This window comes from Amycolatopsis albidoflavus, from assembly GCF_039525725.1.
Taxonomy (GTDB): domain Bacteria; phylum Actinomycetota; class Actinomycetes; order Mycobacteriales; family Pseudonocardiaceae; genus Amycolatopsis; species Amycolatopsis albidoflava.
In genome coordinates this window covers 7,325-31,349 of sequence record NZ_BAAAHV010000015.1, presented here as the reverse complement: position 1 = coordinate 31,349, position 24,025 = coordinate 7,325, and the positions used below count along the sequence as shown (strand labels likewise).

Annotated in this window: 24 protein-coding genes; 16 read left to right on the top strand and 8 right to left on the bottom strand. The window is 69.1% G+C overall.

All coding sequences use genetic code 11. From position 1 onward, the window contains the following. Window positions 1-203: 203 nt before the first annotated feature. On the top strand, window positions 204-1,481 hold the full coding sequence (locus ABD156_RS24790; protein WP_344278238.1) for a cytochrome P450: 1,278 nt from the start codon (window positions 204-206) through the stop codon (window positions 1,479-1,481). Between the two features lie 553 nt (window positions 1,482-2,034). Here the strand turns inward: ABD156_RS24790 and ABD156_RS24785 are convergent. Together ABD156_RS24785 and ABD156_RS24780 are read right to left on the bottom strand one after the other, a co-directional pair. Then, entirely contained in the window at window positions 2,035-2,661 is a 627-nt protein-coding gene (locus ABD156_RS24785) for an alpha-ketoglutarate-dependent dioxygenase AlkB (protein WP_344278235.1), read from the bottom strand. 41 nt (window positions 2,662-2,702) lie between these two features. Then, window positions 2,703-3,281, bottom strand: a complete 579-nt coding sequence (locus ABD156_RS24780; RefSeq protein WP_344278232.1) for an ArsR/SmtB family transcription factor — start codon at window positions 3,279-3,281, stop codon at window positions 2,703-2,705. A 137-nt stretch (window positions 3,282-3,418) separates the two neighbouring features. Between ABD156_RS24780 and ABD156_RS24775 the strand changes: the two genes are divergently transcribed. Both ABD156_RS24775 and ABD156_RS24770 read left to right on the top strand, forming a co-directional pair. Further along, the gene (locus ABD156_RS24775) at window positions 3,419-4,024 is read left to right on the top strand and encodes a hypothetical protein (protein ID WP_344278229.1); all 606 of its coding nucleotides are present in this window, start codon (window positions 3,419-3,421) and stop codon (window positions 4,022-4,024) included. A 111-nt stretch (window positions 4,025-4,135) separates the two neighbouring features. Then, window positions 4,136-4,939, top strand: a complete 804-nt coding sequence (locus tag ABD156_RS24770; RefSeq protein ID WP_344278227.1) for a class I SAM-dependent methyltransferase — start codon at window positions 4,136-4,138, stop codon at window positions 4,937-4,939. Here the strand turns inward: ABD156_RS24770 and ABD156_RS24765 are convergent. Then, window positions 4,902-5,831 (bottom strand): RluA family pseudouridine synthase, encoded by a 930-nt coding sequence (locus ABD156_RS24765; RefSeq protein ID WP_344278223.1) that lies wholly within the window; start codon window positions 5,829-5,831, stop codon window positions 4,902-4,904. The two genes, ABD156_RS24770 and ABD156_RS24765, sit on opposite strands and share 38 nt — an antisense overlap. A gap of 12 nt (window positions 5,832-5,843) precedes the next feature. Further along, on the bottom strand, window positions 5,844-6,239 hold the full coding sequence (locus ABD156_RS24760; protein ID WP_344278220.1) for a DUF5313 domain-containing protein: 396 nt from the start codon (window positions 6,237-6,239) through the stop codon (window positions 5,844-5,846). Window positions 6,240-6,343: 104 nt separating this feature from the next. Here ABD156_RS24760 and ABD156_RS24755 point away from each other — a divergent pair, with 104 nt between their 5' ends. Both ABD156_RS24755 and ABD156_RS24750 read left to right on the top strand, forming a co-directional pair. Continuing rightward, window positions 6,344-6,787, top strand: a complete 444-nt coding sequence (locus ABD156_RS24755) for a MarR family winged helix-turn-helix transcriptional regulator (protein ID WP_116203003.1) — start codon at window positions 6,344-6,346, stop codon at window positions 6,785-6,787. A gap of 64 nt (window positions 6,788-6,851) precedes the next feature. Continuing rightward, window positions 6,852-7,736, top strand: a complete 885-nt coding sequence (locus ABD156_RS24750) for a TIGR03854 family LLM class F420-dependent oxidoreductase (protein WP_344278215.1) — start codon at window positions 6,852-6,854, stop codon at window positions 7,734-7,736. On the opposite strand, the gene ABD156_RS24745 is transcribed toward ABD156_RS24750, so the two are convergent. After that, window positions 7,733-9,259: an MDR family MFS transporter gene (locus ABD156_RS24745; protein ID WP_344278213.1), complete on the bottom strand. Its 1,527-nt coding sequence runs from the start codon at window positions 9,257-9,259 to the stop codon at window positions 7,733-7,735. The two genes, ABD156_RS24750 and ABD156_RS24745, sit on opposite strands and share 4 nt — an antisense overlap. Before the next feature lie 87 nt (window positions 9,260-9,346). Here ABD156_RS24745 and ABD156_RS24740 point away from each other — a divergent pair, with 87 nt between their 5' ends. Genes ABD156_RS24740 through ligD form a run of 3 tightly spaced genes read left to right on the top strand, consistent with a single transcriptional unit; the run spans window position 9,347 to window position 12,614 of the window. Continuing rightward, window positions 9,347-10,483 (top strand): DUF1015 family protein, encoded by a 1,137-nt coding sequence (locus ABD156_RS24740; protein ID WP_344278210.1) that lies wholly within the window; start codon window positions 9,347-9,349, stop codon window positions 10,481-10,483. Window positions 10,484-10,524: 41 nt separating this feature from the next. Continuing rightward, window positions 10,525-11,601, top strand: a complete 1,077-nt coding sequence (locus tag ABD156_RS24735) for an ATP-dependent DNA ligase (protein ID WP_344278207.1) — start codon at window positions 10,525-10,527, stop codon at window positions 11,599-11,601. After that, complete coding sequence (ligD, locus tag ABD156_RS24730) at window positions 11,598-12,614, top strand: non-homologous end-joining DNA ligase (protein ID WP_344278204.1); 1,017 nt, start codon at window positions 11,598-11,600, stop codon at window positions 12,612-12,614. The genes ABD156_RS24735 and ligD overlap by 4 nt, the downstream gene beginning before the upstream one ends. A gap of 565 nt (window positions 12,615-13,179) precedes the next feature. On the opposite strand, the gene ABD156_RS24720 is transcribed toward ligD, so the two are convergent. Then, window positions 13,180-14,220: a CobW family GTP-binding protein gene (locus tag ABD156_RS24720; protein WP_344278198.1), complete on the bottom strand. Its 1,041-nt coding sequence runs from the start codon at window positions 14,218-14,220 to the stop codon at window positions 13,180-13,182. A 116-nt stretch (window positions 14,221-14,336) separates the two neighbouring features. Here ABD156_RS24720 and ABD156_RS24715 point away from each other — a divergent pair, with 116 nt between their 5' ends. Next, window positions 14,337-15,308 carry a nucleoside-diphosphate kinase gene (locus ABD156_RS24715; RefSeq protein WP_344278195.1) on the top strand — a complete coding sequence of 324 codons (972 nt, stop codon included), beginning with the start codon at window positions 14,337-14,339 and terminating at the stop codon, window positions 15,306-15,308. A gap of 9 nt (window positions 15,309-15,317) precedes the next feature. Here the strand turns inward: ABD156_RS24715 and ABD156_RS24710 are convergent, their stop codons facing one another. After that, on the bottom strand, window positions 15,318-16,271 hold the full coding sequence (locus tag ABD156_RS24710) for a nucleoside-diphosphate kinase (RefSeq protein WP_344278193.1): 954 nt from the start codon (window positions 16,269-16,271) through the stop codon (window positions 15,318-15,320). 65 nt (window positions 16,272-16,336) lie between these two features. Next, a complete protein-coding gene (locus ABD156_RS24705; protein ID WP_344278190.1) occupies window positions 16,337-16,474 on the bottom strand; it encodes a hypothetical protein in 138 nt (45 codons plus the stop codon). A 1,269-nt stretch (window positions 16,475-17,743) separates the two neighbouring features. Here ABD156_RS24705 and ABD156_RS24700 point away from each other — a divergent pair. The 7 genes from ABD156_RS24700 to ABD156_RS24670 are packed head-to-tail and all read left to right on the top strand — an operon-like array spanning window position 17,744 to window position 23,989. Beyond that, entirely contained in the window at window positions 17,744-18,535 is a 792-nt protein-coding gene (locus ABD156_RS24700) for a YqcI/YcgG family protein (RefSeq protein ID WP_344278187.1), read from the top strand. A 13-nt stretch (window positions 18,536-18,548) separates the two neighbouring features. Continuing rightward, window positions 18,549-19,367 carry an arginase family protein gene (locus ABD156_RS24695; RefSeq protein WP_344278185.1) on the top strand — a complete coding sequence of 273 codons (819 nt, stop codon included), beginning with the start codon at window positions 18,549-18,551 and terminating at the stop codon, window positions 19,365-19,367. Between the two features lie 28 nt (window positions 19,368-19,395). Then, the gene (gene dapF / locus ABD156_RS24690; protein ID WP_344278182.1) at window positions 19,396-20,256 is read left to right on the top strand and encodes a diaminopimelate epimerase; all 861 of its coding nucleotides are present in this window, start codon (window positions 19,396-19,398) and stop codon (window positions 20,254-20,256) included. Beyond that, complete coding sequence (gene cysK / locus ABD156_RS24685; RefSeq protein ID WP_344278179.1) at window positions 20,231-21,193, top strand: cysteine synthase A; 963 nt, start codon at window positions 20,231-20,233, stop codon at window positions 21,191-21,193. The genes dapF and cysK overlap by 26 nt, the downstream gene beginning before the upstream one ends. A 21-nt stretch (window positions 21,194-21,214) precedes the next feature. Then, window positions 21,215-22,321, top strand: coding sequence for a homoserine O-acetyltransferase MetX (metX, locus tag ABD156_RS24680; protein ID WP_344278177.1), 1,107 nt, complete (start codon window positions 21,215-21,217; stop codon window positions 22,319-22,321). A gap of 31 nt (window positions 22,322-22,352) precedes the next feature. Next, window positions 22,353-23,090, top strand: coding sequence for an SDR family oxidoreductase (locus tag ABD156_RS24675; RefSeq protein WP_344278175.1), 738 nt, complete (start codon window positions 22,353-22,355; stop codon window positions 23,088-23,090). After that, a complete protein-coding gene (locus ABD156_RS24670; RefSeq protein WP_344278172.1) occupies window positions 23,087-23,989 on the top strand; it encodes an ATP-grasp domain-containing protein in 903 nt (300 codons plus the stop codon). The genes ABD156_RS24675 and ABD156_RS24670 overlap by 4 nt, the downstream gene beginning before the upstream one ends. Window positions 23,990-24,025: the final 36 nt, after the last annotated feature.

Below are 24,025 nucleotides of genomic sequence, written 5' to 3'. Positions count from 1 at the left end.
TTCACCGGCTGCGACCGGCTGGTCACGCAGGTCGTGTCGGTCGCGGTCGATGCGGGCCATTCTGTCCGGGGGGTCTGACAATTTCCGGTGCCTCGTCACCTAGCCGGGTGACGGGAGTCCACTGTGGACCGGCGCTGGTCACAGGGTGACGGGCGTCTCCGCCGAGGACCGGCGCGCGGGGTGGTTGCGGTACTGTCGCCGGCATGGGGAGTCTCCGTTCGCGCGTCCTCGCTTGGGCCGGCCGCCGGTACATCGCCCGCCAGCAGAAGCGCGGTTTCGATCTCGAGAAGATGGCGCTGCTGCCGGATTCGGCGCTGGAGCCGTTGCGCCGCCAGGGCCTCGACCCGGTTCCGGACCTCGGCAGGCTGCGCGGCGAGGCGCCGATCAGCAAGCTGGACCTGCCGTTCGGGATGAACGCCTGGCTCGTGACCGGGTACGAGGAGGCCAAGGCGGTCCTCGGGAAGGGCACGGAGTTCAGCAACGACTTCACGAACCTCGTCGGCAACGCGGGCGTCACCGAGGACCAGAACCCGGGCGGCCTCGGTTTCGCCGACCCGCCGGTGCACACGCGGCTGCGGAAGCTGCTGACGCCGGAGTTCACGATGCGCAGGCTGTCCCGGCTCACGCCGCGGATCGACGAGATCGTGGCGGGCCAGCTCGACGCGATGGCCGCCGCCGACGGGCCGGTGGACCTTTGGGAGCAGTTCGCGCTGCCGATCCCGTCGCTCACGATCTGCGAGCTGCTCGGCGTGTCCTATGAGGACCGGGCCGACTTCCAGCGGCTGAGCACGGCGCGGTTCGACCTGTTCAGCGGCGCGGGCGCGTCGCTGGGCGCGATTTCGGAGTCGCTGGGGTACCTGCTCGAGATCGTCCGCAAGCAGCGCGAACAGCCCGGCGACGGCCTGCTCGGCATGCTGATCAAGGAACACGGCGACGAGATCGACGACCGCGAACTCGCCGGTCTCGCGGACGGCATCCTCACCGGCGGCCTCGAGACCACCGCGAGCATGCTGGCGCTGGGCGCGCTGGTGGTGCTGCGCGACCCGGCCGCGTTCGAGGCGGTCCGCGGCGACGACGATTCGGTGCACCGGTTCGTCGAGGAGCTGCTTCGGTACCTGACGGTGGTGCAGATGGCGTTCCCGCGGTTCGCGAAGCAGGACCTGGACGTCGCCGGCGTGCACATCAGCGAGGGCGACATCGTGCTGGTGTCGCTGTCGGTCGCGGACCGCGACCCGGTGCTCGGCAAGGGCGACATGGACCGCTTCGACCCGACCCGGGAGCCGTCCTCGCACCTGGCGTTCGGGTACGGGATCCACCGGTGCATCGGCGCGGAACTGGGCCGGATGGAGCTCCGGGCGGCGTACCCGGCGCTGGTCCGGAGGTTCCCGAACCTGCGGCTGGCGGTGCAGCCGGAGGAACTGGCGTTCCGGAAGGTGTCGATCGTGTACGGGCTCGACTCGTTGCCGGTGCTGGTGGACTGACGCCGAATCCCCGGGCGGCGAGGGGCGGTTTCCTGGGGCGGGCCGTGGCTGGCGCGCCGGATTTGAGCACGGCGGTGGCTCGGTTGGCGGGGTCGACCGCCGACCGCCGACCGGCTGACCGCCGGGTGCGACGGAAATGCCCCAGCGGACGGCTTGGGGGCAGCGGCGGCGCCGACGGCGCGGTGGCTTGGACAAACGCGGTTGCCTGGGCAGCGTGCTTGCTTGGGCAGCGCGGTCGTGTGGGTGGCGCGGGTGCCTGGGATGGCGCGATGGCTTAGATGGCGCGTTCGTTTGGGCAGGCGCGGTCGGATGGCTGGCGCGTTCGCTTGGACAACGCGGTCACGCGGACGGCGCGATCGCCTGGGCGGCGTGCTCGCCTGGATCGCGCGCTCGCCTCGAAAACGCGGTCACCTGAACGCCGCCGCCACCTCAACGGCACCCTCGTAGTCCGCACGGCGGGCACGCTCGAACCGACAGCGTCCGTCCTCGGGAACCCGTCACCTCAGCCCTCTCACGGCACCTCCCTCACCGCTCCCTCGCCGCACCTCTCGCCTCATCGCACCCCTCTCGGCCGGAACTGCACGCTGATCCTCGGCCCCACCGCCCGGGCCGTCTTCGGGATCGCGTGTTCCCACGTTCGCTGGCAGGACCCGCCCATCACGATCAGATCCCCGTGTCCCAACGGGTATCGCACCGAGTCCCCGCCGCCTCTCGGGCGCAGCGCCAGGTGCCGGGCCGCGCCGACGGACAGGATCGCCACCATGGTGTCCTCGGTCCGGCCGCGGCCGAGGTCGTCGCCGTGCCAGGCGACGCTGTCCTGGCCGTCTCGGTAGTAGCAGAGCCCGGCCGTGCGGAACGGTTCGCCCAGTTCGGCCGCGTAGCGCGCGGACAGTGCCTCCCGTGCCTCGGTCAGGACCGGATGCGGCAGCGGCGCGTGCTCCCGGTAGAAGCACAGCAGCCGCGGGACGGCGACGACCCGGTCGTACATCTGCCGGCGTTCCGCGTACCACGGGACCTCGGCCGCCAAGTGCTCGTACAGCTCGTCCGAGCCGTCGAGCCAGCCCGGCAGCACGTCGATCCACGCGCCCTGCCCGAGTTCGGTGCGCTGCACGCCGGACAACGGGCCCAGTGTGGCCGGCCCGCTCGCACCGAACAGCGAGCCCTGAAATGCCTGACTCATGCCTCCAAGCTACACGACGATCGAACACCTGTTCGGATGAACTACTCGGCGGGCTTGGGGTGCGTGGTGACGACGAGCCGGTGCAGGCGGGCGTCGGGGGCGGATTCGTTGTGGTAGCGGGACACGAGGTCGGTCACGAGGGTGGTCAGCTCGTCCGTGAAGGCCGACCGGTCGCGGGCGGAGGCGAAGGCGATTTCCGCGTCCAGGGTCAGTGTTGAGAGCGGTTTGCCCGCCCGGGCCGCGCGTCGAGTCAGGCCCGCGACCTCGCGCAGGGTTCGGCCGGCGACGGCGAGCAGGTAGCTCGCCGACAGGCGGTCCGGCTTTACCCGGGCGGAACCGGCAGCGCCGAGTGCGGCGGGGGAGACCAGGTAGGCGCCGGCGGTGGCGGCGAAAAGCCGTTCGGTGAGGCCGCCCCACTGTCGGGTTCCGGCGGGTTCGATCAGGCCGTGCGATTCGAGCGCGCGCAGGTGGTAGTTGACCTTTTGCCTGGTCAGGCCCACCTTGGCGGCCAGCGCCGCGGCGGACGCCGGTTCGGTCAGCGCTGCCAGCAGGCGGGCGCGCACCGGGTCCAGCGCGGCCGCCGCGACGGCGGGGTCCTCGATCACTTCGACGTCCTGCATCCCCTGAGCCAAGCAGTGACAAACAAAGTCGTCAAGGGAAACGCTCTTGTCCGCGACCGGCCGGGGACCTACAGTGATCACCCAGTGGTCTGGACCTGTACCGCTACCGCCGCCCTGAGTTCCACGGAGGTTGGCACGTGCGCACGAGAACCCGGATCGGCGGAGCACTGGCGGCGGCGGTGTGCGGGGTCGCGATTCTCGCCCCGGTCGCGGACGCCCAGGTCGGCGGCGGCACCTGGAAACCCTGGTCGCCGGGGTACAAGGAACAGCAGAAGGGCTGCGGCCAGGTCAGCGGGCTCACCTTCAAGCTCGCCTGCTCCGACGGCAGCGGCGAGCAGCGGGCCGAACGCCGCTACGACACCTACACCGGCGGCACGCACCAGTTCGAGGGCTCGTTCAAGATCACCAGCATGGGCGGTTCGCGGATCAGCCTGAAGCAGACGTTCCGCGACGGTTCCAACGCCGGGCCGTATTTCCTGCTGGCGGTGGAGAAGGGCGGCAGGCTCTACACCGTGGAGAACGGCCAGACGGTGGCGACCGGCGCGACGGTCGGGACTTCGGTGCGAGTCAACACGATCAACGAGGTCGGCAGCTCCCACAAGGTATACATCAACGGTTCGCTGAAGCAGACGGACGACAGCCCATCGGGTAGTTATTACGACAAGTTCGGGTCGTACCGGACGGCCAGCGGCGCCGGGCCGATTACCGTGCAGTGGAGCGGAATCAAGTTCTGGACCAGGTGATTCGCTTGCTCGCCGGACGGGTGCTTTCTCCGCCGCCTGGCATCCGTCCGGCGGGCGAACCCGGGCGAATTTCCGTTGCCGCGGCACCGAAATTCGGTCACTGTGGCGGTCATGACTCTGGTCGAGCATTACGACACCGAAACCACCGAGAACACCCGGCTTCTCCGATCGCCGCACGGCAGGCTGGAATTCCGGCGCACGCAGGAACTGGTGCGAAGAGCGATATCCGCGCCAGGACAGAGAATCCTCGACGTCGGCGGGGCGACCGGGGCGCACGCCAGATGGCTGGCCGCGGACGGACATTCAGTGCACGCAGTCGATCCGGTGGCCGGCCATGTCGCGGAGGCGGCGGAAATCGAAGGCGTCACAGCGGAAGTCGGCGATGCGCGAGCTTTGACCTGGCCGGACAACAGCGCGGACGTCGTCCTCCTGATGGGTCCGCTCTATCACTTGACCGAACCCGGCGACCGCGCGCAAGCGCTTGCCGAAGCCCGGCGCGTGCTTCGTCCGGGCGGCATGGTGTTCGCCGCCGCGATCAGCCGCTATCTCTCGGTCATGGAGACCGGAACCAACGGTCGGCTCACCGAACAGCTGACACCGTCGGTGGAAGCCGTCCTCGATACCGGACGCTATGACGGCCACGTCGGCTTCGTCGCCGCGCATTTCCACACCGCGGACGAGCTACGCGGCGAACTGGAAACCGCTGGGCTGTCGGAGATTTCGGTGTACGGAGTGGAAGGCCCGGCCTGGCCCGCGCTGGACGTCGCCGGGATCGGGGGATTCGACGCACGCGTGGACGCGGCCCTCCGCTGCGCCCGTCTGGTCGAGCAGGATCCGCTCCTGATCAACGCCAGCGCGCATTTCCTTGCCGTAGCGGTCAACCAGCCCATTCGTCCAGCGAATCCCAGGCCGTGAGCGTCCGGCGGCTGGTGAACCGGCGAGGCTCGCCGCTCAGCGGATCGTCGAATTCCAGCACTTTCGCCAGCAGCTGCAACGGTTTGGTGAAGTCGTCCAGCGGTTTCTCGTGCAGCTCCGGATAAAAATCGTCGCCGAGGATGGGGACGCCCAGGGAACACATGTGGACCCGCAATTGGTGCGTACGCCCAGTGGCGGGGGTGAGGCGATAGCGGCCCAACCCTTCCCGGTGCTCCAGAAGCTCCACTGTGGACTCCGAATTCGGCGGCCCGGGAATCTCCTGCGCGGCCAGCACGCCGCGTTCCTTGATGATCCTGCTGCGCACGGTCCGGGGCAGCTCCAGAGAAGGATCGTACGGCGCGATCGCCTCGTATTCCTTGCGCACCAACCGATCGCGGAACATCGTCTGGTATGCGCCTCGCGCGGACGGCGTGATCACGAACATCACCAACCCCGCCGTCACGCGGTCGAGCCGGTGCGCGGGGGACAGCGCGGGCAGGTCCAGCGATCGGCGCAACCGCACCAAAGCGGTTTCCAAGACGTGCCGCCCGCGTGGAATCGTCGCCAGGAAGTGCGGTTTGTCGACCACCAGCAGGTGCTCGTCGCGATGCACGACGGTGACGTCGAACGGCACCGGGACCTCGTCCGGCAGGTCGCGGTGGAACCAGATGAACGAACCGGGGACGTACGCCGCGTCGATCCCCAATGGACCGTCCTCGCCGTGGATCCGCTGCTCGTGCAGCATTTCCTCGATCCGCGCGGGAGCGACCCGGGGGAGGCGTTCGACCAGGTGCTCCAGCAGGGTCGTCCACGGGCCCTCGTCGGGCAGCCGCAGCCGGGCCGGGTCTAGGCCGTGCCGGGGCGGGATCGGGGCCGGGCGCTTGCGTCTCATCGGCTCCCGAGTCTAGTCGGCGGGGTTCCGCCGGTAGGCCGCGATGTAGCGGGCGGTCGCCTCGGCGTTGGCCTCGGCTGCTTTCTCGCGCCGGATCCGCTTGCCGGTCCCGGGCGGGAAACCGTTGCGGGCCAACCGGTGGTCGATGCTTTCCTCCATGTAGGCGCACGAGTAGAAGTACGACACCAGCGCGGCCATCAGCACGATCGCCAGCCGCAGCCCGAGCGGGGCCGGCAGCAGCAGCCAGACCAGGCACAGCGGCGCGATGCCCACCGACGCGCGCAGGACGTGCCGCGCCTTCCAGTGCTTGGACGTCGCGTCGTGCAGCAGCCAGTCCTGGTAGCGCTCGGGGAGCCGTCCGCTCACGGCGTACCAGAACCAGCGGAGAACGCCGGGCCGTTCGGTCATCGTGCCTCCTCGGAGTCTGCGACCAGGGTACCCTAATAATTAGTACACTAACTATTAGTGTGGTGCAGCCCGCGCTAGGGTGGGCTCGAGCACGAGGAGGACGAGTGGCCGAGATCGACCTTGGCGAGGACCCGCTGAAGCTCGACCGGCAGGTGTGCTTCGCGCTGTCGGTCGCCTCGCGCAGCGTGATCGCGATTTACCGGCCGCTGCTGGAGCCGCACGGGCTGACGCATCCGCAGTACCTGGTGATGCTGGCGCTGTGGGAGCAGTCGCCGCGCTCGGTGAAGGACCTCAGCACGGCGTTGCGGCACGAGCCCGCGACGCTGTCGCCGCTGCTCAAACGGCTGGAGGCGGTCGGGTACGTGACCCGAGGCCGCAGCAGGGCCGACGAGCGCCAGCTGACCGTCGAGCTCACCGAGAAGGGCCGGAATCTGCGCGCGGAGGCGGAGAAAATCCCGTATCGCGTCGTGGAGCGGCTCGGCATGGAGGTTTCCGAGCTGGAAGCGCTGCACGCCGCGCTGGGCCGGGTGATCGAAGCGACCGCCTAGCGGGAAGAACCAGCGCCCGGATCCGGTTCTGCTCAAGGGAATGTGCCGACTGAGCGGAGCGAACGTGGACAAGATCCGGGTGGGGGTGGCTCCGGGGCTCGGGACCGGGCCGGAAGAATTCTCCGGTTTGGCGGAGCTGACGGAGGCGGCGGGCGTCGACTCGCTGTGGCTGTCGGAAGTGCTCTATTCGCCGGACGTCGACCCGCTGATCGGCATGACGCACGCGCTCGCTCGCACTGACCGGCTCAAACTGGGCACCGGCGTGGCGATTCTGCCCGGACGGAATCCGGTGCTGGTCGCGAAACAGCTGGTCACGCTCGCTGGATTGGCTCCGAAACGGGTGCTTCCGGTGTTCGGGCTGATGCCCGCGCAGCCCGCCGAACGCGCCCTGTTCCCGGTGCCGGACGGCCGTCGCGCGGCGGTGTTCGACGAATCGCTCGCGTTGCTGCGCCTGTTGCTGGAACAGGACAACGTGTCCTTCGACGGCGAGTTTTTCCAGGTCGACAGCGTGACGATCGGGCCGCGTCCGGCGAAGCGGCTCGACGTCTGGGTCGGCGGGGCTGCTCCGGCGGCCTTGCGTCGAGCGGGCCGGTTGTCCGACGGATGGCTCGGCAGTTTCCACACGCCGGAGCAGTCCCGCGCGGCGCGGCTCGCGATTCAGGAAGCCGCGGCCGAAGCCGACCGAGAGGTCGAATCAGACCACTTCGGCCTGAGCATGGTCCTGGCGCTGCACGGAATTCCGGAGGGGCTGCGGAAGGTGGCCGAACGGCGAAACCCAGGCCGTCCGGCCACCGAACTCGTGCCCACCAGCTGGGCCGAGGCGCGCCGGATGATCGAGCAGCACATCGAGGCCGGACTCACGAAATTCGTGGTCCGGCCCGGATACTCCGGCGACTACCGGCAGTTCCTCGACGATTTCGTGCGCGAACTCGTTCCGCTGCAGAACTAAAACGTCAGCTGTTCGGTCTTGCGGGGCATGAGCAGCAGCGCGACAACGCTGAGCACCGACACCGCCACGATCGCGAGGAACACGTTGTGCGTGGCCCCGGCGAGCGATTCGCGCACGTACGCCGTGGCCGGCGAGTTGTCGTGTGCGCCGGTGAGGATGCGGCTGGTGGCGTCGACGCTCGCCGGAAGGTGGCCGGCGACCTCGGCAGGCGGGTTAGCGAACCGGCCGGCGAGGGTGGCGTTGGCGATCGCGCCGAAGATCGCCGTGCCGACTGCGCTGCCCAGCGAACGGCTGAACATGTTGGTCGCGGTCACCACCCCGCGGCGCTCCCAGCCGACAGTCGACTGCACGGCCACCACGGTCGGGCTCGACGAAAGCCCGAGCCCGATGCCGACCACGAACACGGCCGCCGCGGCCATCCAGACCACCGAGTCCAGGCCGAGGAACGTCGCCATGACCGCTCCGACGAGCAGGAATCCGCTGCCGATCAACGCGGTGTCGCGGAATCCGATCCGCAGGTAGACCTTTCCGGACAGTGACGCCGCAATGGGCCAGCCGATCGTGAGCGCGGCCAGCGCGAAGCCCGCGGTGAGCGCGTCCGTGCCGAGCACGCCTTCCGCATACGTCGGAAGGAACGAGCTGAAGCCCAGCAGCACCGCGCCGGTCACGAGCGCGACGAGGTTTCCGCCGATCAGCGTGCGCCGGGTGAACACCCACAGCGGCAGCACGGGTTCCTCCGCGCGCCGTTCGACGAGCACGAACGCGACCAGCATCAGGACGGCGACGGCGAAGATCGCCAGGCTCGGCGCGGAGGTCCAGCCCCACGCGACCCCGCCCTCCAGCAAGGCCAGGATCAGCAGCGCGCAGCCGAGCGTCAGGAGTGTCGCGCCGGCGTAGTCGACCTTGTGCCGCGTGCGTTTCACCTGCTCGGTGAACTTGCGGTAGAGCATCCACGCGGCGAGCGCGCCGAGCGGCAGGTTGACGAAGAAGATCCACCGCCAGCTGAGGTATTCGGCGAACACGCCGCCGAGCGTCGGCCCGATCACCGAGGCGACCGCCCACACTCCGGCGAGGTAGCCCTGCACCCGGGCGCGCTCCTCGACGGTGTACAGATCGCCGACCATCGTCATGCTGATCGGCTGGACCGCGCCCGCGCCGATGCCCTGCACCGCGCGCGCCGCGATCAGCACCGGCATGCTCCAGGCGACCCCGCACAGCACCGAGCCGAGCAGGAACGCGGCGATGCCGAAGAACATCACCGGGCGGCGGCCGAGGACGTCGGCGAACTTGCCGTACAGCGGCACGGTGACCGCCTGGGTGAGCAGATAGATCGAGAACAGCCACGGGAACTGGGAAAACCCGCCGAGGTCGCGGACCACCGAGGGGACCGCGGTGGCGATGATGGTGCTGTCGAGGGCCACGAGGCCGGTGCTCAGCATGACGGCGGCGAGGACGGGGCCCCGCTCGGAACGAAGGCCTACGGCGGCGCGTTTCGCCGCGGGCGGACTGCTCGTGGTTCCCATGCCGGGAATAAACTCCTTCGCACCGGCAAGCATTCCCCAGCCGATCGATCGGTGCACGGGTGTTCGCCTGGCCGTCATCATGGAGGGATGGACAGGTGGGTGCGGCCGATCGGCCGGGGCTGGGTCGTCGAGGGCACGGTGCCGGGACCGGATGTCGACGAGTTCGCTGAACCCGAGGCGGTGACGAGGGCGCTCGCGACGGCTCGCGGGGACACGCTGCTGGCCGCGCAGCATCCGGCGCGGACTCCCGCGGCGCTGGCGGCCGGGCTGGACGTCGAGGCCGCGCTGCCGGAGGCGCGGGCGACCCTCGAACGGCTGCTGACCGGGCATTACCGGCCGGAAACCGCGTTCGTCGCGGCCTATCGGATCGGCGAAACCATCGCGGGCGTGCTGTGCGTGGTCGACGTCCGGGAGCTGACCTCGGCCGGGGCGCACGTGAAGCACACCGAGGAGGTCTATCCGGAGGTGGTCGCCGAACGCGCGGCCGTGCTGGACGGCCTCGGCTGCGCGACGAGCGCCGCGCTCCTCGTGCCGGTCGGCGACGGCGCGGACCTGACCGCGGCGGTCAAGGAAGCGGCGAGTTCCGCGGATCCGGATGTGTCCACTGTGGACCGAGCCGGGCTGTCGCACGAGCTGTGGGTGGTGGGCCCCGGCGAGATGCAGGAACGGCTGCTGGAGGCCGCGTCGGCGAGCGATCTGCTGGTGGCGGACGGGAACCACCGGGTCGCGGCCGCCGCCGGAAGCGGTCAGCTGCTGGCGTTGATCACGGCGGGTTCGCAGCTGGAGATCCGGGCGATCAACCGCGTGCTCCTCGGGACCGGGCACACCGCCGAGGCCCTGTTCACGGCTTGGCAGGCGGCCGGGCTGGACGTGGCTTGGTCGGATGACCCGACCCCGCCTTCCTGCCCCGGCACCGCGGTGGTGCTGGCCGGATCGCGCGTGCTGCGGGTGCGGCTGCCCGGGTCGGATCCGCTGGTGATCGACCACGAGGTGGTGGAACAGCTGCTTCTCGGCTCGGCGCTGGGCCTCGACCCGGACGGCCCGCACGTCCGCCCGCTGCTGCCGGGCAGCCCGCTCCCGCCGGACGCGGACGCCGTGGTGCACCTGGCCCCGGTGCCGTTCGAGACGGTGCAGGCAGTGCACGCGGCGGGGCGCCGGATGCCGCGGAAGGCCACGTACTTCACACCTAAGCCGCGGGGCGGGCTGGTCCTAGCGCGCTGGTAAAAAGGTGCAGGTCAGCGTCTGTTCCGCTTAGGATCGCGCAGGTGGAGCTACCCCTGATGCCGCCGGTGCGGCCGATGCTCGCCAAAGCTGTGCACGAGGTGCCGCGCGATGGCGGATTTTGGTATGAGCCGAAGTGGGACGGCTTCCGCTGCGTGGTGTTCCGCGACGGCGACGAGGTCGAACTCGGCTCGCGCAACGACCGCCCCCTCACCCGGTACTTCCCGGAGCTGGTCGAGCTGCTGCGGGACGCGCTTCCGGACAAATGCGTCGTCGACGGCGAGATCGTGCTGGTCACGCCGCGCGGCCTGGACTTCGGCGCGTTGCAGCTGCGGCTGCATCCGGCAGCCAGCCGGGTCCGGAAACTGGCGGAGGAGACTCCCGCCAGCTTTGTCGCGTTCGACCTGCTCGCGCTGGGGGAGCAGGACCTGACCGAGCAACCGTTCGCCGAGCGGCGGCGCGCGTTGGAGGGGATTTTCGCCCCTTCGAGCGGTTTGCAGCGGGTGCACCTGACCCCGCTCACGACGGACCCGGACACCGCGCAGGACTGGTTCACCCGGTTCGAGGGCGCGGGCTTCGACGGGGTCATGGCGAAGCCCGCCGATCTGCCGTATGAGCAGGACAAACGCGTGATGCTGAAGGTGAAGCACGAGCGCACCGCGGACTGCGTCGTCGCCGGTTTCCGCTGGCACAAGGACGGCAAGGGCGTCGGCTCGCTGCTGCTCGGCCTGTACGACGACGAGGGTTCGCTGCACCACGTCGGCGTCGCGAGCAGCTTCACCGCCGCGCGGCGCCGGGAGCTGGTGGAAGAGCTGGCCCCATGGCGGGAGAACGCACTCGACGGACATCCCTGGCGCAGTTGGGCGGAATGGCAGGCCGACGAGGTCCGCCGTCCAGGCGCGAACAGCCGATGGGCCCCCGACAAGGACCTGTCGTGGGAACCGCTGCGCCCGGAACAAGTCGCCGAAGTCCGCTACGAACACCTCCAAGGCGGCCGTTTCCGCCACGGCGGCCGGCTGGTCCGCTTCCGTCCCGACCGAACTCCGGATTCGTGCACCTACGCCCAACTAGACGAAGCCCCGCCGGCCGAATTGGCGGACCTGTTCGGGGAGGCCCGATGAGCGGCGTGACACTGGAACTGGACGGCGTGGAACTGACCATTTCCAGTCCCGACAAGGTCTATTTCCCGGAACGAGGCGAGACTAAACTTGATCTAGTACGCTATTACCAAGCCGTCGCGGTACCGTTACTGGCCCGGCTAGGCGGACGGCCGCTCCTTTTGGAACGCTATCCAGACGGCGCAGGCGGAAAATCCTGGTTTCAAAAGCGCACGCCGAAGAACGCCCCTTCCTGGCTGACCACGGCCGTCGTCTCCACCCCGAACGGCACCACCAGCGACGCCCTGGTGGCCGCGAACCTGGCGCACGTCCTGTGGGCGGTAAACCAAGGCTGCCTGGGCTTCCACGTATGGCCGAACCGCGCAACAGCGTTGGATATCGCCGACGAACTGCGCATCGACCTGGACCCATCACCCGGCATCGGCTTCCCGCAACTGCGCGAAGCAGCGATACTGGTGCGCGAATTCCTGGCCGAACTGGGAATCGAAGTCTACGTAAAGACCTCCGGCTCACGAGGCCTGCACCTGTACTCCATCCTGGAACCACGATGGAACGGCTACGAAGTAAGAGCAGCCGCAGTAGCATTGGCGCGGGCCCTGGAACGCCGCCACCCAACCCTCATCACCGCACAATGGTGGAAAGAAGAACGCGGCTCACGAGTATTCGTAGACTTCAATCAAAACGCCCCGCACAAAACAGTTTTCGGCGCTTGGTGCGTCCGACCAAGGGTAGGCGGACAAGTCTCGACGCCCATCACCTGGGACGAACTGGCAACAGTGGAGCCAGACACCCTGACCCTCTCGACCGTCCCCGCCCTGGTCGAGGAACGAGGCGACCCCTGGGCAGCCGCCAACGACCACCCCCAATCGATCGAAGCACTGCTGAAAATGTCACAAGAAGACCTGGCCAGCGGCCTAATGGACGCCCCCTCGCCACCGGTCTACCCAAAAATGCCGAACGAACCCCCACGCGTAGCACCAAGCAGAGCAAAAAAAGCAGCCACCACCGAGGAGTAACACCCCAACCCCCTCCCCCCCGCAGCCGGTGCACCCAACGATCGAGGCACCCAGCCCTGCCCCAACCCCGATACGAAGCCTCCTCTGCGGTCTGGGGGTGCTTGTCAAGGCATCTTTCCCGCCTTGACAAGCACCCCCAGGCCGTCAGGACAATCAAACTTCGGGGTGCCCCACGCAACCAAGGGAGGCCAATGTCGCCGCCAGGCGACGAGCCACCCCGTCACCCCAACGACAGATCAAACGCCAGCTGCTCCTCAGAACCAGCCCCCGCCGAAGCCCCGGAAAGACTGGCCACACACCCAGGACAAGGCGTCACATCCCCAGTCCCAGGCTCAGTCAAATCCACCGGCGTCCAGGTCCGCGAATCCCGCTCCCCGCACGCAGACCGCCGATACCGAAGATCATCCGCGCGAGTCATGAGATGCGCGACCGGATCCTCCTCCGGCAGCGCACCGACCAAATACCACCGAGCCGCAATCGTCTCCGCCATGGGAACTCGTCCTCCAAAGAGGCTGCTTCGAGCTACCCGGCCATACTGCGACTCCCACCCCGCCAATCATCGCTTTTAGCCGTCTTCGGCGTGGCGCGACGACTCCCCGTCCGGCTCGTCCACATACCGGAGAAACCGCAAAAGCCCCCGCTCGTCATGCCCAGCACGCTCATCCACACAGGCCCGAAGCTCCCGCTCCACCGCGGCGGAATCAATCCCGGCCCCAATCAACACCAGCTCGGTCCGACGCTCCCCACGAGGCCAAGCCGACCGCTCGACCTGCACAAACGCCCCCACCGTATGCAACCCGAACCGAGACCGGCCGCCCTCGAGCCCAAGATCGACCTGTCCCTTGACCCGATACAACCCACCAGGCCGGCTCTCCAGAAACGCCATTAACCGCCGAGGAGAAAGCGGCCGATCAGACGTGAACGTGACGCTCTCGTACCGCGCGTGCAAATGCTCGGAATGATCATGCTCACGAAGATCGTCAAACGACAACTGCCCGTCACTCTCCCGCGGCCGGGCATCGAAAAACAACGCCGGATCAACCCGCCCGCGCTCCGTCAGCACCATGGGCACCCCAGGCGCGTACTCCTCGACCACGCCCCGCACCTTGGCCACCGCGTCGGCGTCAGCCCGATCGACCTTGTTGAGAACCACCAGGTCAGCCACCCGCAAATGCTCGGCAAGCTCCGGATGCCGCTCCCGGGTGGCCTCGAACTCCACCGCGTCGACGACCTCGACCAGTCCGCCATACCGAATATCAGGGTTCTCGCTGGCAATCATCAACCGCAGCAGATCCCGCGGCTCCGCGATCCCGCTGGCCTCCACGACGATGACGTCGATGCCAGCCTCCGGCCGGGACAGTTTGCCGAGCATCGCGTCCAGCCCGCTGGCGTCCACCGCGCAGCACAGACACCCATTGCCCAGCGACACCATCGTGTCGACCTGCCCGGCGACCGCGAGCGCGTCGATGTTCACGCGGCCGAAGTCGTTGACCACCACGCCGACCCTGGCGCCCTGGCGGTTGGCGAGCAGGTGGTTGAGCATTGTGGTCTTCCCCGCGCCGAGAAAACCCGCGACGAGAACTACCGGAACCCGCTGCCTGGCCACGCTTCAACCCCTTCTGTCGTCCGGGCCGTCGACGATACCCCGGCGGCAGCGGACGGCAGGCATTGCCGCCGCGCGAACGGGAATGGCGGAGTGCGCCGCTGTGGCACGATGAACAGATGATCTGGACGCCGGGCAGGGAGGACCGGGTCGACGGCATGCCGACGGCCGAAGAGTGGCGGCAGTTGTCGGCCGTGCCGGAGAAACGGGAGGTTTTCGGCTACGACCTGTACTTCCGCGAGGGCTGGGCGGACGTGCTCTCGGTCTTCGGCGGCGAAGCGACCAGTGTGCTCGGCGGGCTGGCGATGCTCGTGGTCAAACCGGACGCGGTGGTCGGCCGAAGGCTCGGCATCGTCATGGAGTACCTGGCGGACAACGGTTTCGTGCCGGTCGCCACCACGCGCTTCGGCTACACCCGGCATTCGATGCGCGAGGTGTGGCGCTACGACTGGCACATCTACACCGTCGACCGGCTGCAGCTGTGCACTTTCTACTATCTCGCCAACGACGTGCTGCTCTTCCTGGCGCGCGACGTCCGCCCGGTCGCGGGATTGCCCGCGACGGTCCGGCTCTGCGAGCTGAAGGGCGTCGGCGATCCGGCCCAGCGCAAGCCGCATCATCTGCGCACGAAGCTGAACCCGCCCAACCGGATCCTGAATTTCGTGCACGTCGGCGACGAACCGGCGGACATCGTGCGCGAGCTGGCGATCTTCCTCGACCGTCCGGCGCGGCTTCGGTTTCTCGAGGAGCTGCGGGCGCATCTCGCGGAGGACCGCACGGCACAGGCGCGGGCCGAAATCGCTGCCATCGAGGCGGATTGCCCCGCGCATGACCTGGATATCGACGCGACGCTCGATCGGCTGGCTCCGGCAACGGGCGATTCCACGGTCGCACGGCTGCGGGAAGTCGTGGCGGGCGGCGATCGGATCGGCTGGGACGAGTTGGCCGAGTGGGTGCCCTTCGAGAAGGCCGACCGCTGGGACGTGATCGTGACGGCGTCGTTCGTGGTGCACAACGAACGCCCGGTGCCGCATGCCTTGCTGCCGGCGGTTACGCCGGAAGCGTGGACGGAACGCCCGGTCGTCGGCTGACCAGTTCGTCTACAAAGGACGCCGCACCCGCGGCCGGTCCCAGAGCACCGGTTCCGGATTGGCGATCAGCTTCGTCTCGCCGGGTTCGTCGCATTCGATCAGGCTCGCCCCGACCGCGGCGAGGTCCCAGCGATGGACCTCGGCCCCGCTCGCGGCGACGGCCTCGGCGATTTCGACCCAAGGCACGGATTCCCCGAACCGCAAGCGTTCCAGCAGTTGGAGCGCCTGGTTGCCGTGTTCGGACCGCTTGAGCGCGTCCGCCACGGCATCGGCGGCCGCGTCGGCGTCGAAGATCTGCGGGACAGCGGCGGCTTCGGCGGCGAGCGCTTCTTCAAGCAACGGGAGACCGGTCGGCTCGCTGGAGGCCAGTCCGTTCAGTGCTTCCCGCCGCTGTGCCGGATCGAGCAGCAGGCCGAGTTCCCGGACCAGATCGGCGGGCTCGTCGGCGACGTGGACGTAGCTGAAGTTGCGGTTGTGCTGGCGCAGCAGGGCGCGCAGCGTGCCAGGCTTCTGTTGCGCCAGGTCGGCTGAGCCTTTCAGCGAGGCCAGCCGCGTCGTCGCGGGCATCGGGCCTGGCTGCTCGTCTCGCAGCAGCAACAGCAGGCCGGAGCCGACGTAGATCAGGTCGTTCAGCGCGAGCCGGTCCACGGTGGCCGACGTCAGCTGGTATCGCCACATCTCCCGCCACACCAACCCGGTGAACTCCGGGCGCTGCACGGCCTGGACGGCGAAGCCCTGCTCGGTCAGCCAGTCGAGCACCGGGCGCACCTTGCCCGCGGCGATGCCGTCCGGTTTGACCATCAGCAGCGCGTGCCGGCGCAGGACTTCCGCGGCGCGGTCGCCGAGGAACCGGGCGACGTCGCGGGCCCCTTCCCGGAAGTAGGTTTCGCGGCGGTATGCGGTGCGCTTCGCGGGCATGCGCGTGAGCGTGGCCCAGTCCGTCTCGTCGATCTTCGCCCCCATGGTCGATCCTCTGCCGCGAATGCTATCCCGGAGGCGGCCCGGCGAGCGGAGACCGGCGACGAGAGTCAACCGCGCTGGGCCAGGCCGTCGTTGAACGCGGACGCCGGGTCCGGGCCGGGGTGCCCGGCGATTTCCGGAGCGTCTTCGGCGTTGGCCGGTTCCTCCAGGACGCTCCCGACGGTGAAACGGCTGGTGGCGAGCATCGCCGTCCGCGCGTCCTGTTCGGACAGTCCGGACGCCCCCGTGCCCTGGGGGCGGGTGCCGGCAGCCCCGACGGTTCCTCGGAGGCATGCGGGACGCCGGGTACTGCGGCTCTACCCGCAGCGGCACGGGCACCTCCGCCGTGCCGGTCGGCGCCTGCGTCCTGGCCGGGAGCTCACCCAGAACCCGGGCGACCTCCCGGCCGCGTTTGCGAGATGTCCAGCGACGCAGCGTTTCTGCGGATTCCCGAACTGGCGGCGCGATTCGCCCAAGAAGACCGTAGCGGAGACGGGCGGCTTCCGACCTATTCCGATGCCAGCGAGGCCTAGCGCGCTCCGCTCCCGGTTTGCCGTGCACGATCGGGATTGCTCCGGCGGGTGAAGCACCGATGAGCAATTCGCCAAGAAATACCGAATGTCTTCGAAGTCTCGCGCTCACGCGTGGCCGATGTCGGCGAAAGTCCGCTTCATCGTGAATATGCGAAGTTTCGCCTCCGCAGGGGGCGGAATGGCGGAATCCGCGGCGGCCGATCAGGCTACGGTCGCGGCAGGTCCGGCGGCCGACCGGCGGAGCCGGACCTGGCCTTCGTCCTGCGGAACGCCTGCGCGGCGCGGAACCGGCGAGTACTGGAAGTCTACTGTGGACGAAGCCGTTTTGTCCCCTCCGCCAGGCGTTTTCCGCGGTCCGGACCGGCGGTCGCGGTCGATCCCGCACCCTCCCGTCCGGGAATTGCGCCGGATGCCGGAAGCGAATTGCTCGGTTCCGCGTATTGTCTCGACAAATTCTCCGACATTCCATTTTTTCGCGTAGAATGTTGTTCACCCGGATGGTCGCTGCGCCGGTTTGCCCGGGTCCATAGAGTCTGAGGAGCAGCGCTGGTCCAGTGGGGGAATAACCGCCAGCGGCTTCGCATCGCGGCTCGCACACGGCCGTGCCGGGTATGGACGGGTGCGGGTGAGCCCCGGACGCGCCGCGCACGGATTCGGACCGGTCGGCTGCGCGAACACTCTGCAACCGCACGGCAGTGAAGCACGCCCCGAGCACCGCGCAGCCGAGCACCACCATGACCACCCGCGCCTCCGTCCGCACCGGCTGGCGGCGCTTCGCATGCCCGGACGATCGACGCCGCACCGGGGCGGCCGTCGACCAGCCGGAATCCGTTCCGCGGGTCCGCCGGAGAAATCCCGCACGACCGGCTCCCGCGACTGAGGCCCGGCCGGACGGCGGAGAGGACCACGTATCCCGAGGAAGAATATTCCCGGAGGGCCGGAATGCACCGATTGCTCGAATCCCGCAGCACGACCTTGATCACCCAGCAGGAGGCCGAAACAGTCCGAGCCGGATGGCGCGCCGCGGCGTTCCGCGACGTCGAGTCCAGGCTCACCGACCGCGGTTTCCCTTGTGTCTTCTCGAGAAACGCGTTCCGGAAGAGGCTGCTGCTGTTCGCCTTCGCCGAGGACGCCGGACCGGACGGCGTGGCGAGACTCGGCGCCGCGCTCGCCGATTACGTCGAGCTTTCCCGGAACTGGAACGGCCATCTCGACACCGCGTACCCGTTGCTGATCGTGTTCTCGCCTTCGGCCGTCTCGGCCCGGTCGGTCGCCGGGTACCAGGCGTTCGGCTGGGAGGTGATCCAGAAGCTGCACCACGTCGACCCGGCACCGTGGCCGGAAAACGTCGGCACCGACCCCGGCGAAAGCTCCTGGTCCATGTGTTTCAACGGAATGCCGTTGTTCGTCAACATGAGCAACCCCGCGCACGAGGTCCGCCGCAGCCGCAACCTCGGCGCGCACTTCGTGCTCGTGGTCAATCCGCGCGAGCGGTTCGACGTGGTCGCGGGCGACACCCCGAGCGGCCGCAAGGTCCGCAGCAACATCCGGGCGAGGATCGACCGCTACGACCTGGCCCCGCGCGCCCGCCAGCTCGGCTCCTACGGCGTCGCCGGGCTCGAATGGTGGCAGTACGGCCTGCCCGAGGACGACGTCGACCGGACCGATTCCTGCCCGTTTTCCTTCCGGGCACCCGAAACCGCGCAGCCGGACGGGGCCGCGGCCCCTACCTGATCGGAGACAGGCGATGATGGAAGTGATCGTTTCCCAAGGCCGCATAGGAGATCGCGGCGCGGGAATGATCGAGGGCGCGGCCCGCACGGCGCGTGCGCTGCGCGAGCGGTACGGCGTCGAGCCGCGCTTCGTCGGCACTCCCGCCGGCCCGGAGGACGACGACTGGACAGTCAGCCTCCCGGCCGCGGAGGAGACGCTTTCCGGCCTGGCGCAAGCGGTTTCGGCGAGCGTCGCGGCCGGACGGCGCACGGTGCTCGCGGCCAACACCTGCTCGGCCAGCCTGGCGACGCTGCCGGCCGCGGTCCGGGCGCACCCGGATTGCGCGGTGCTGTGGATAGACGCGCACGGCGACTTCAACACCCCGGACACCACGGAATCGGGCTACCTCGGCGGAATGGCGCTGTCGGGCGCGTGCGGCCTGTGGGAAAGCGGGCACGGCGCGGGCGTCGACCCCAGCCGGGTCGTCCTCGTCGGCGCGCGCGACATCGATCCGTCCGAACGCGAATTGCTGGACAAGGCGGGCGTGCGGATCCTCGCCCCGGCGGACGTCACCGGGCAGCGGGTCGCGGCGGCCGTCGGCGGCGCGCGGGTGTGGGTGCACATCGACTGGGACGTGCTGGAACCGGGCACGGTGCCCGCCGATTACCACGTGCCCGACGGCTTGGCGCCGGGCCGGATCCGCGAGATCCTGGAGGCGATTCCGGCCGCCGACGTCCTCGGCCTCGAACTGGCCGAGTTCGCCGCGACCGGCGACGAAAGCACCGACGCGCGCGCGACCGAGTCCATTATGGACATGGTCGCTCCGGTGTTCGCGACCGCGGCGGTGCGATGAACCCGGCGGCCGTCGTAAGGCGGCGCGGGTGAGTCCTACGCTTCCGTTCACCAAAATGCACGGGTGCGGCAACGATTTCGTCGTACTAGACCTGCGGGACGCGCCCGCGCCGTCGCCGGAACTGTGCCGGGCGCTCGCCGACCGGCACACCGGCGTCGGCTGTGACCTGATCCTCGGGATCCGGCCGCCGCGCAGCGCTTCCGCGGTCGCCGCGTTCGAGATCTGGACCGGGACGGGCGAAAGCTCGATGCAGTGCGGCAACGGCGCCCGCTGCGTCGCCTCCTGGCTCGTCCGGGCCGGGCTGGCGCGTCCGCCGTCGTTCGAGATCGACAGTCCGAGCGGGACGCATCCGGTGGAAGTGCTGGGAGACAACGCCTTCAGCATCGGGCTCACCGTCCCTCGGTTCGCTCCCGAGCAGATCCCGTTGTCCGGCTTCGCGAGCCGGGACGGCCGGTACGAGGCCGCGCTGGCGGACGGGACTCCCGTCCGCTTCGCCGCGGCCTCGACCGGAAACCCGCACGTGGTCCTCGAGGTCGACGACGTCGGCAGCGCCCCGGTGGCCCGGCTCGGCCCGGCTGTGCGAGCGCTGCCCGGACTGCCGCCGACGGTCAACGTCGGATTCGCCGAGGTCGTGGCTCGCGACCGGATTCGGTTGCGGGTCCACGAATTCGGTGCTGGCGAGACGCTCGCCTGCGGCAGCGGGGCCTGTGCCGCCGCCGCGGTGCTGATCCGGGCCGGACGGCTCGACCGGAACGTGACGGTCGAGGTGCCCGGCGGAGAGCTCCGGATCGGCTGGCCGTCCGAAGAGGAGCCGATCGTCCTGGCCGGTCCGGCCACGACTGTGTACGAAGGAGAATTCCGTCATGCCGCTGTACTCCAGCATTCTTGACGCGATCGGCCGCACGCCGATCGTGCGGCTGAACCGGATGGCGCCCGGGCACGTCTCGGTGTACGTCAAGGTCGAGTCGTTCAACCCGGGCGGCTCGGTGAAGGACCGGCTGGCGCTGGCCATCGTCCTCGACGCCGAGGCCAGGGGAGAGCTCAAGCCCGGCGACACGATCGTGGAGTGCACGTCCGGCAACGTCGGCATCGCGCTGGCGATGGTGGCGGCCGCGCGCGGGTACCAGTTCGTCGCGGTGCTCGGCGACACGTATTCGGTGGAGCGGCGCAAGCTGATCCGCGCGTACGGCGGCAAGGTGCTGTTGTTCCCCGGCCATCTCGGCAGCCTCGGCGGCAACCGGATCGCCGACGAACTGGCTGAGAAGCACGGCTGGTTCCGCGCCCGCCAGTTCGAGAATCCGGCTAACCCCGCGTACCACCGCGAGACGACGGCCGCGGAAATCCTCTCCGACTTCGCCGGGAAACGGCTGGACACCTTCGTCACCGGATTCGGCACCAGCGGCACGATCACCGGCGTCGGGCAGATGCTCAAGCTCGCCCGGCCCGACGTGCGGACCGTCGTGCTGGAACCGGAAAAGGCGGCCGTGCTGGCCGGGCAGTCGTGGAATCTGCACCAGCTGCAGGGATTGGCTCCGAACTTCGTCCCCGGGGTGCTGGACCGCACCGTGATCGACGAGCTGGTGACGATCGACGACGAGCTGGCCAGGGACACCGCGCGCCGCCTGGCCGCCGAGGAGGGGATTTTCGCCGGAATGTCCGCGGGCGCGACGCTCGCGGCCGCGCTGCGCGAAGCGGAGAGCTCGCCCGAGGGCGCGGTGCTGCTCGCGATGCTGCCCGACACCGGTGAACGGTATCTGTCCGGCTTCTGGTTCGAAGGGATCAGCGACGGTTCGGACGACGAATGGCTGGCCTCGCTCGGCGAGTGAGCGCACGACCACCTGGGACGCATGATGCACGAATTCATTCCTCCGGCCACGCGGTTCGCCCGGCTGCCGGAGAGATTCGCCATGAAACGCGGCGGCGTGCTGCACGGCGCGCGCGTCGCCTACGAGACCTTCGGACGGCCCTCCGCGACCGGGGACAACGTCGTCCTGCTGCTCACCGGTCTTTCGCCGGACGCGCACGCCGCGTCCAGCCCGGAGGACCCCGCCCCCGGCTGGTGGGAGTCGATGCTGGGGCCGGGCAAGCCGATCGACACCGACCAGTGGCACGTGATCTGCGTGAACTCGCTCGGCGGCTGTCAAGGATCGACCGGGCCCGCGTCGCGCGATCCGGCGACCGGGCAGCCGTACCGGCTCAGTTTTCCCGAACTGTCCATTGAGGACATCGCGGACGCCGCGGCGAACACGGTGCGGCACCTGGGATTCGAGCAGCTGGCGTGCGTGGTCGGCGCGTCGATGGGCGGGATGAGCGCGCTCGCGTTGCTGGCGCGGCATCCGGAGCTGGCGCGCAGTCACGTCAGCATCTCCGCGGCCGCACATTCGCTGCCGTACTCGATCGCGATCCGTTCCCTGCAACGGGAAGCGATCCGGTCGGATCCACTGTGGAATGATGGGCAGTACCTTCCGGAACGCTATCCGGAACGCGGCATGCTGACCGCGCGCAAGATCGGCATGACCACGTACCGGTCGGCGCGGGAATGGGAACGCCGGTTCGGCCGCGAAAGATCCGGGGCCGGGGACGCCGCGTTCGGCCCCGAGTTCGCCGTCGAGTTCTATTTGGACCATCACGCGCGCCGCTTCGTGCGCCGGTTCGATCCCAACAGCTACCTCTACCTCAGCCGCAGCATGGACTGGTTCGACCTCGGCGAACTGTGCGACGGCAGCACCGCGGAGGCGCTGGCGCGGCTGCGGGTCGATCAAGCGCTCGTGATCGGCACCGAGACGGACATCCTGTTCCCGCTGCACCAGCAGCGGCAGATCGCCGACGGATTGCGGGCGGGCGGCGCGGACGTCGAGTTCCTCGCCCTGGAATCCGACCTCGGCCACGACGCGTTCCTGGCGGACCTCGAGAGTTTCGGGCCGCCGGTGGCGAAATTCCTGTCCACCCTGTGACCGCCGGAGAAGACAAGAGAGCGAGACCGATTTGGACGACACCATTGCCCTGGTCACCGGGGCCAACCGCGGCATCGGGTTCGAGATCGTTCGGCAGCTCGCCGAACGCGGCGTCCGCGTGGTGCTCAGCGGACGCAACGAAACCGCTGTCGAGACAGCCGCGACGGGATTGCGCGACGCGGGCCTCGCCGTCGAAGGGCTTCAGCTCGACGTGACCGACCCGAAGAGCATCGCTGCCGCCGCGGCGGAGCTGGAAACCCGGTACGGACGGCTCGACATCCTGGTCAACAACGCGGCGGTGCGGATCGAGAAGTACGGCAAACAGCCGTCCGAGCAGACCCTCGCCGAATGGCGGGAAACCTTCGACACCAACCTGTTCGGCACTGTCGAGACGACACTGGCGATGTTGCCGCTGGTCCGCAAGTCGGCCGCTGGGCGGATCGTGAACGTGTCGAGCCTGCTCGGTTCGCTCACCCGGCACAGCGATCCCGAGTCTTACACCCACAGCGACACCTTCAAGGCGCTTCCGGCTTACAGCGCCACGAAGAGCGCGGTGAACTCGTGGACCGTGCACCTGGCGTACGAGCTGCGGGACACGCCGATCAAGGTCAACTCGGCGCATCCCGGCTACACCAAGACCGGGATGAACGACGGAGCCGGCGACCTAGAACCGGCGGACGGCGCCGTGACCAGCGTCGAACTCGCGCTTCTCGACGAGGACGGGCCGAGCGGCAGCTACGTGCACGCCGGGAAGGTCCTGCCGTGGTGACCCGCACCGTTGCCCTCGTGACCGACCGGGTCAGCCTGCCCATCGACTACGACATGCCGCTGCTGCGCGAGGCCTGCGCGAAAGTCGGCCTGGACACCGAGGTCTGCCAGTGGGAAGACGCCGAGGTCGAGTGGTCCCGGTTCGACGCGGTCGTGCTGCGCTCGCCGTGGAACTACGTGGACCAGCTGCCGGAGTTCCTGGCGTGGTGCGAACGGGTCGAGGAGGCGACGCTCCTGCTCAACCCGCTGGTGGTCGCCCGGTGGGCGCTGGACAAGTCCTACCTCGCGGACCTCGCCGCGCTCGGCGTCCCGGTCGTCCCGAGCCGGTTCGCCGCCCCCGGGGACGACCCGGACGTCGTGGTGCGGGAAGTGCTGGAGCAGCATCGCGACGCGACGGAAATCGTCGTCAAACCGGGGGTCGGCGCGTATTCGCGTAATGTCCGCCGATTCACCCGGCCGGCTGCTGCTGAAGCTGCCGCGCACCTGTCGAAGCTCTTCGGCGAAGGCGGGCACGCGCTCGTCCAGCCGTATCTCGAGTCGGTCGACCGGGACGGCGAAACGAACCTGATCTATTTCGACCGGGAGTACAGCCACGCGATCCGCAAGGCCGCGATGCTGATGCCGGACGGAACCGTGCACGTCCCGACGCTCGATTTCCGCAAACCGCGCGTAGCCGACCAGGACGAACGCGCGGTCGCGTCCGCCGCTCTCGACGCCGCCGCGAACCATCTCGGCCTGGACCGCCCGCTGCTGTACGGCCGCGTCGACCTGGTCCGCGACGACCGGGGACAGCCGCGGGTGCTGGAACTGGACATCTGCGAACCGTCCCTCAACCTCCCCTTCAGCGACGGCAGCGCCCTGCGTTTCGCCACCGTTCTAGCCAACCGCCTCGGCGCCTGATCACCCCCCCCCAGCCACAACGCGGGATCGCGTCGG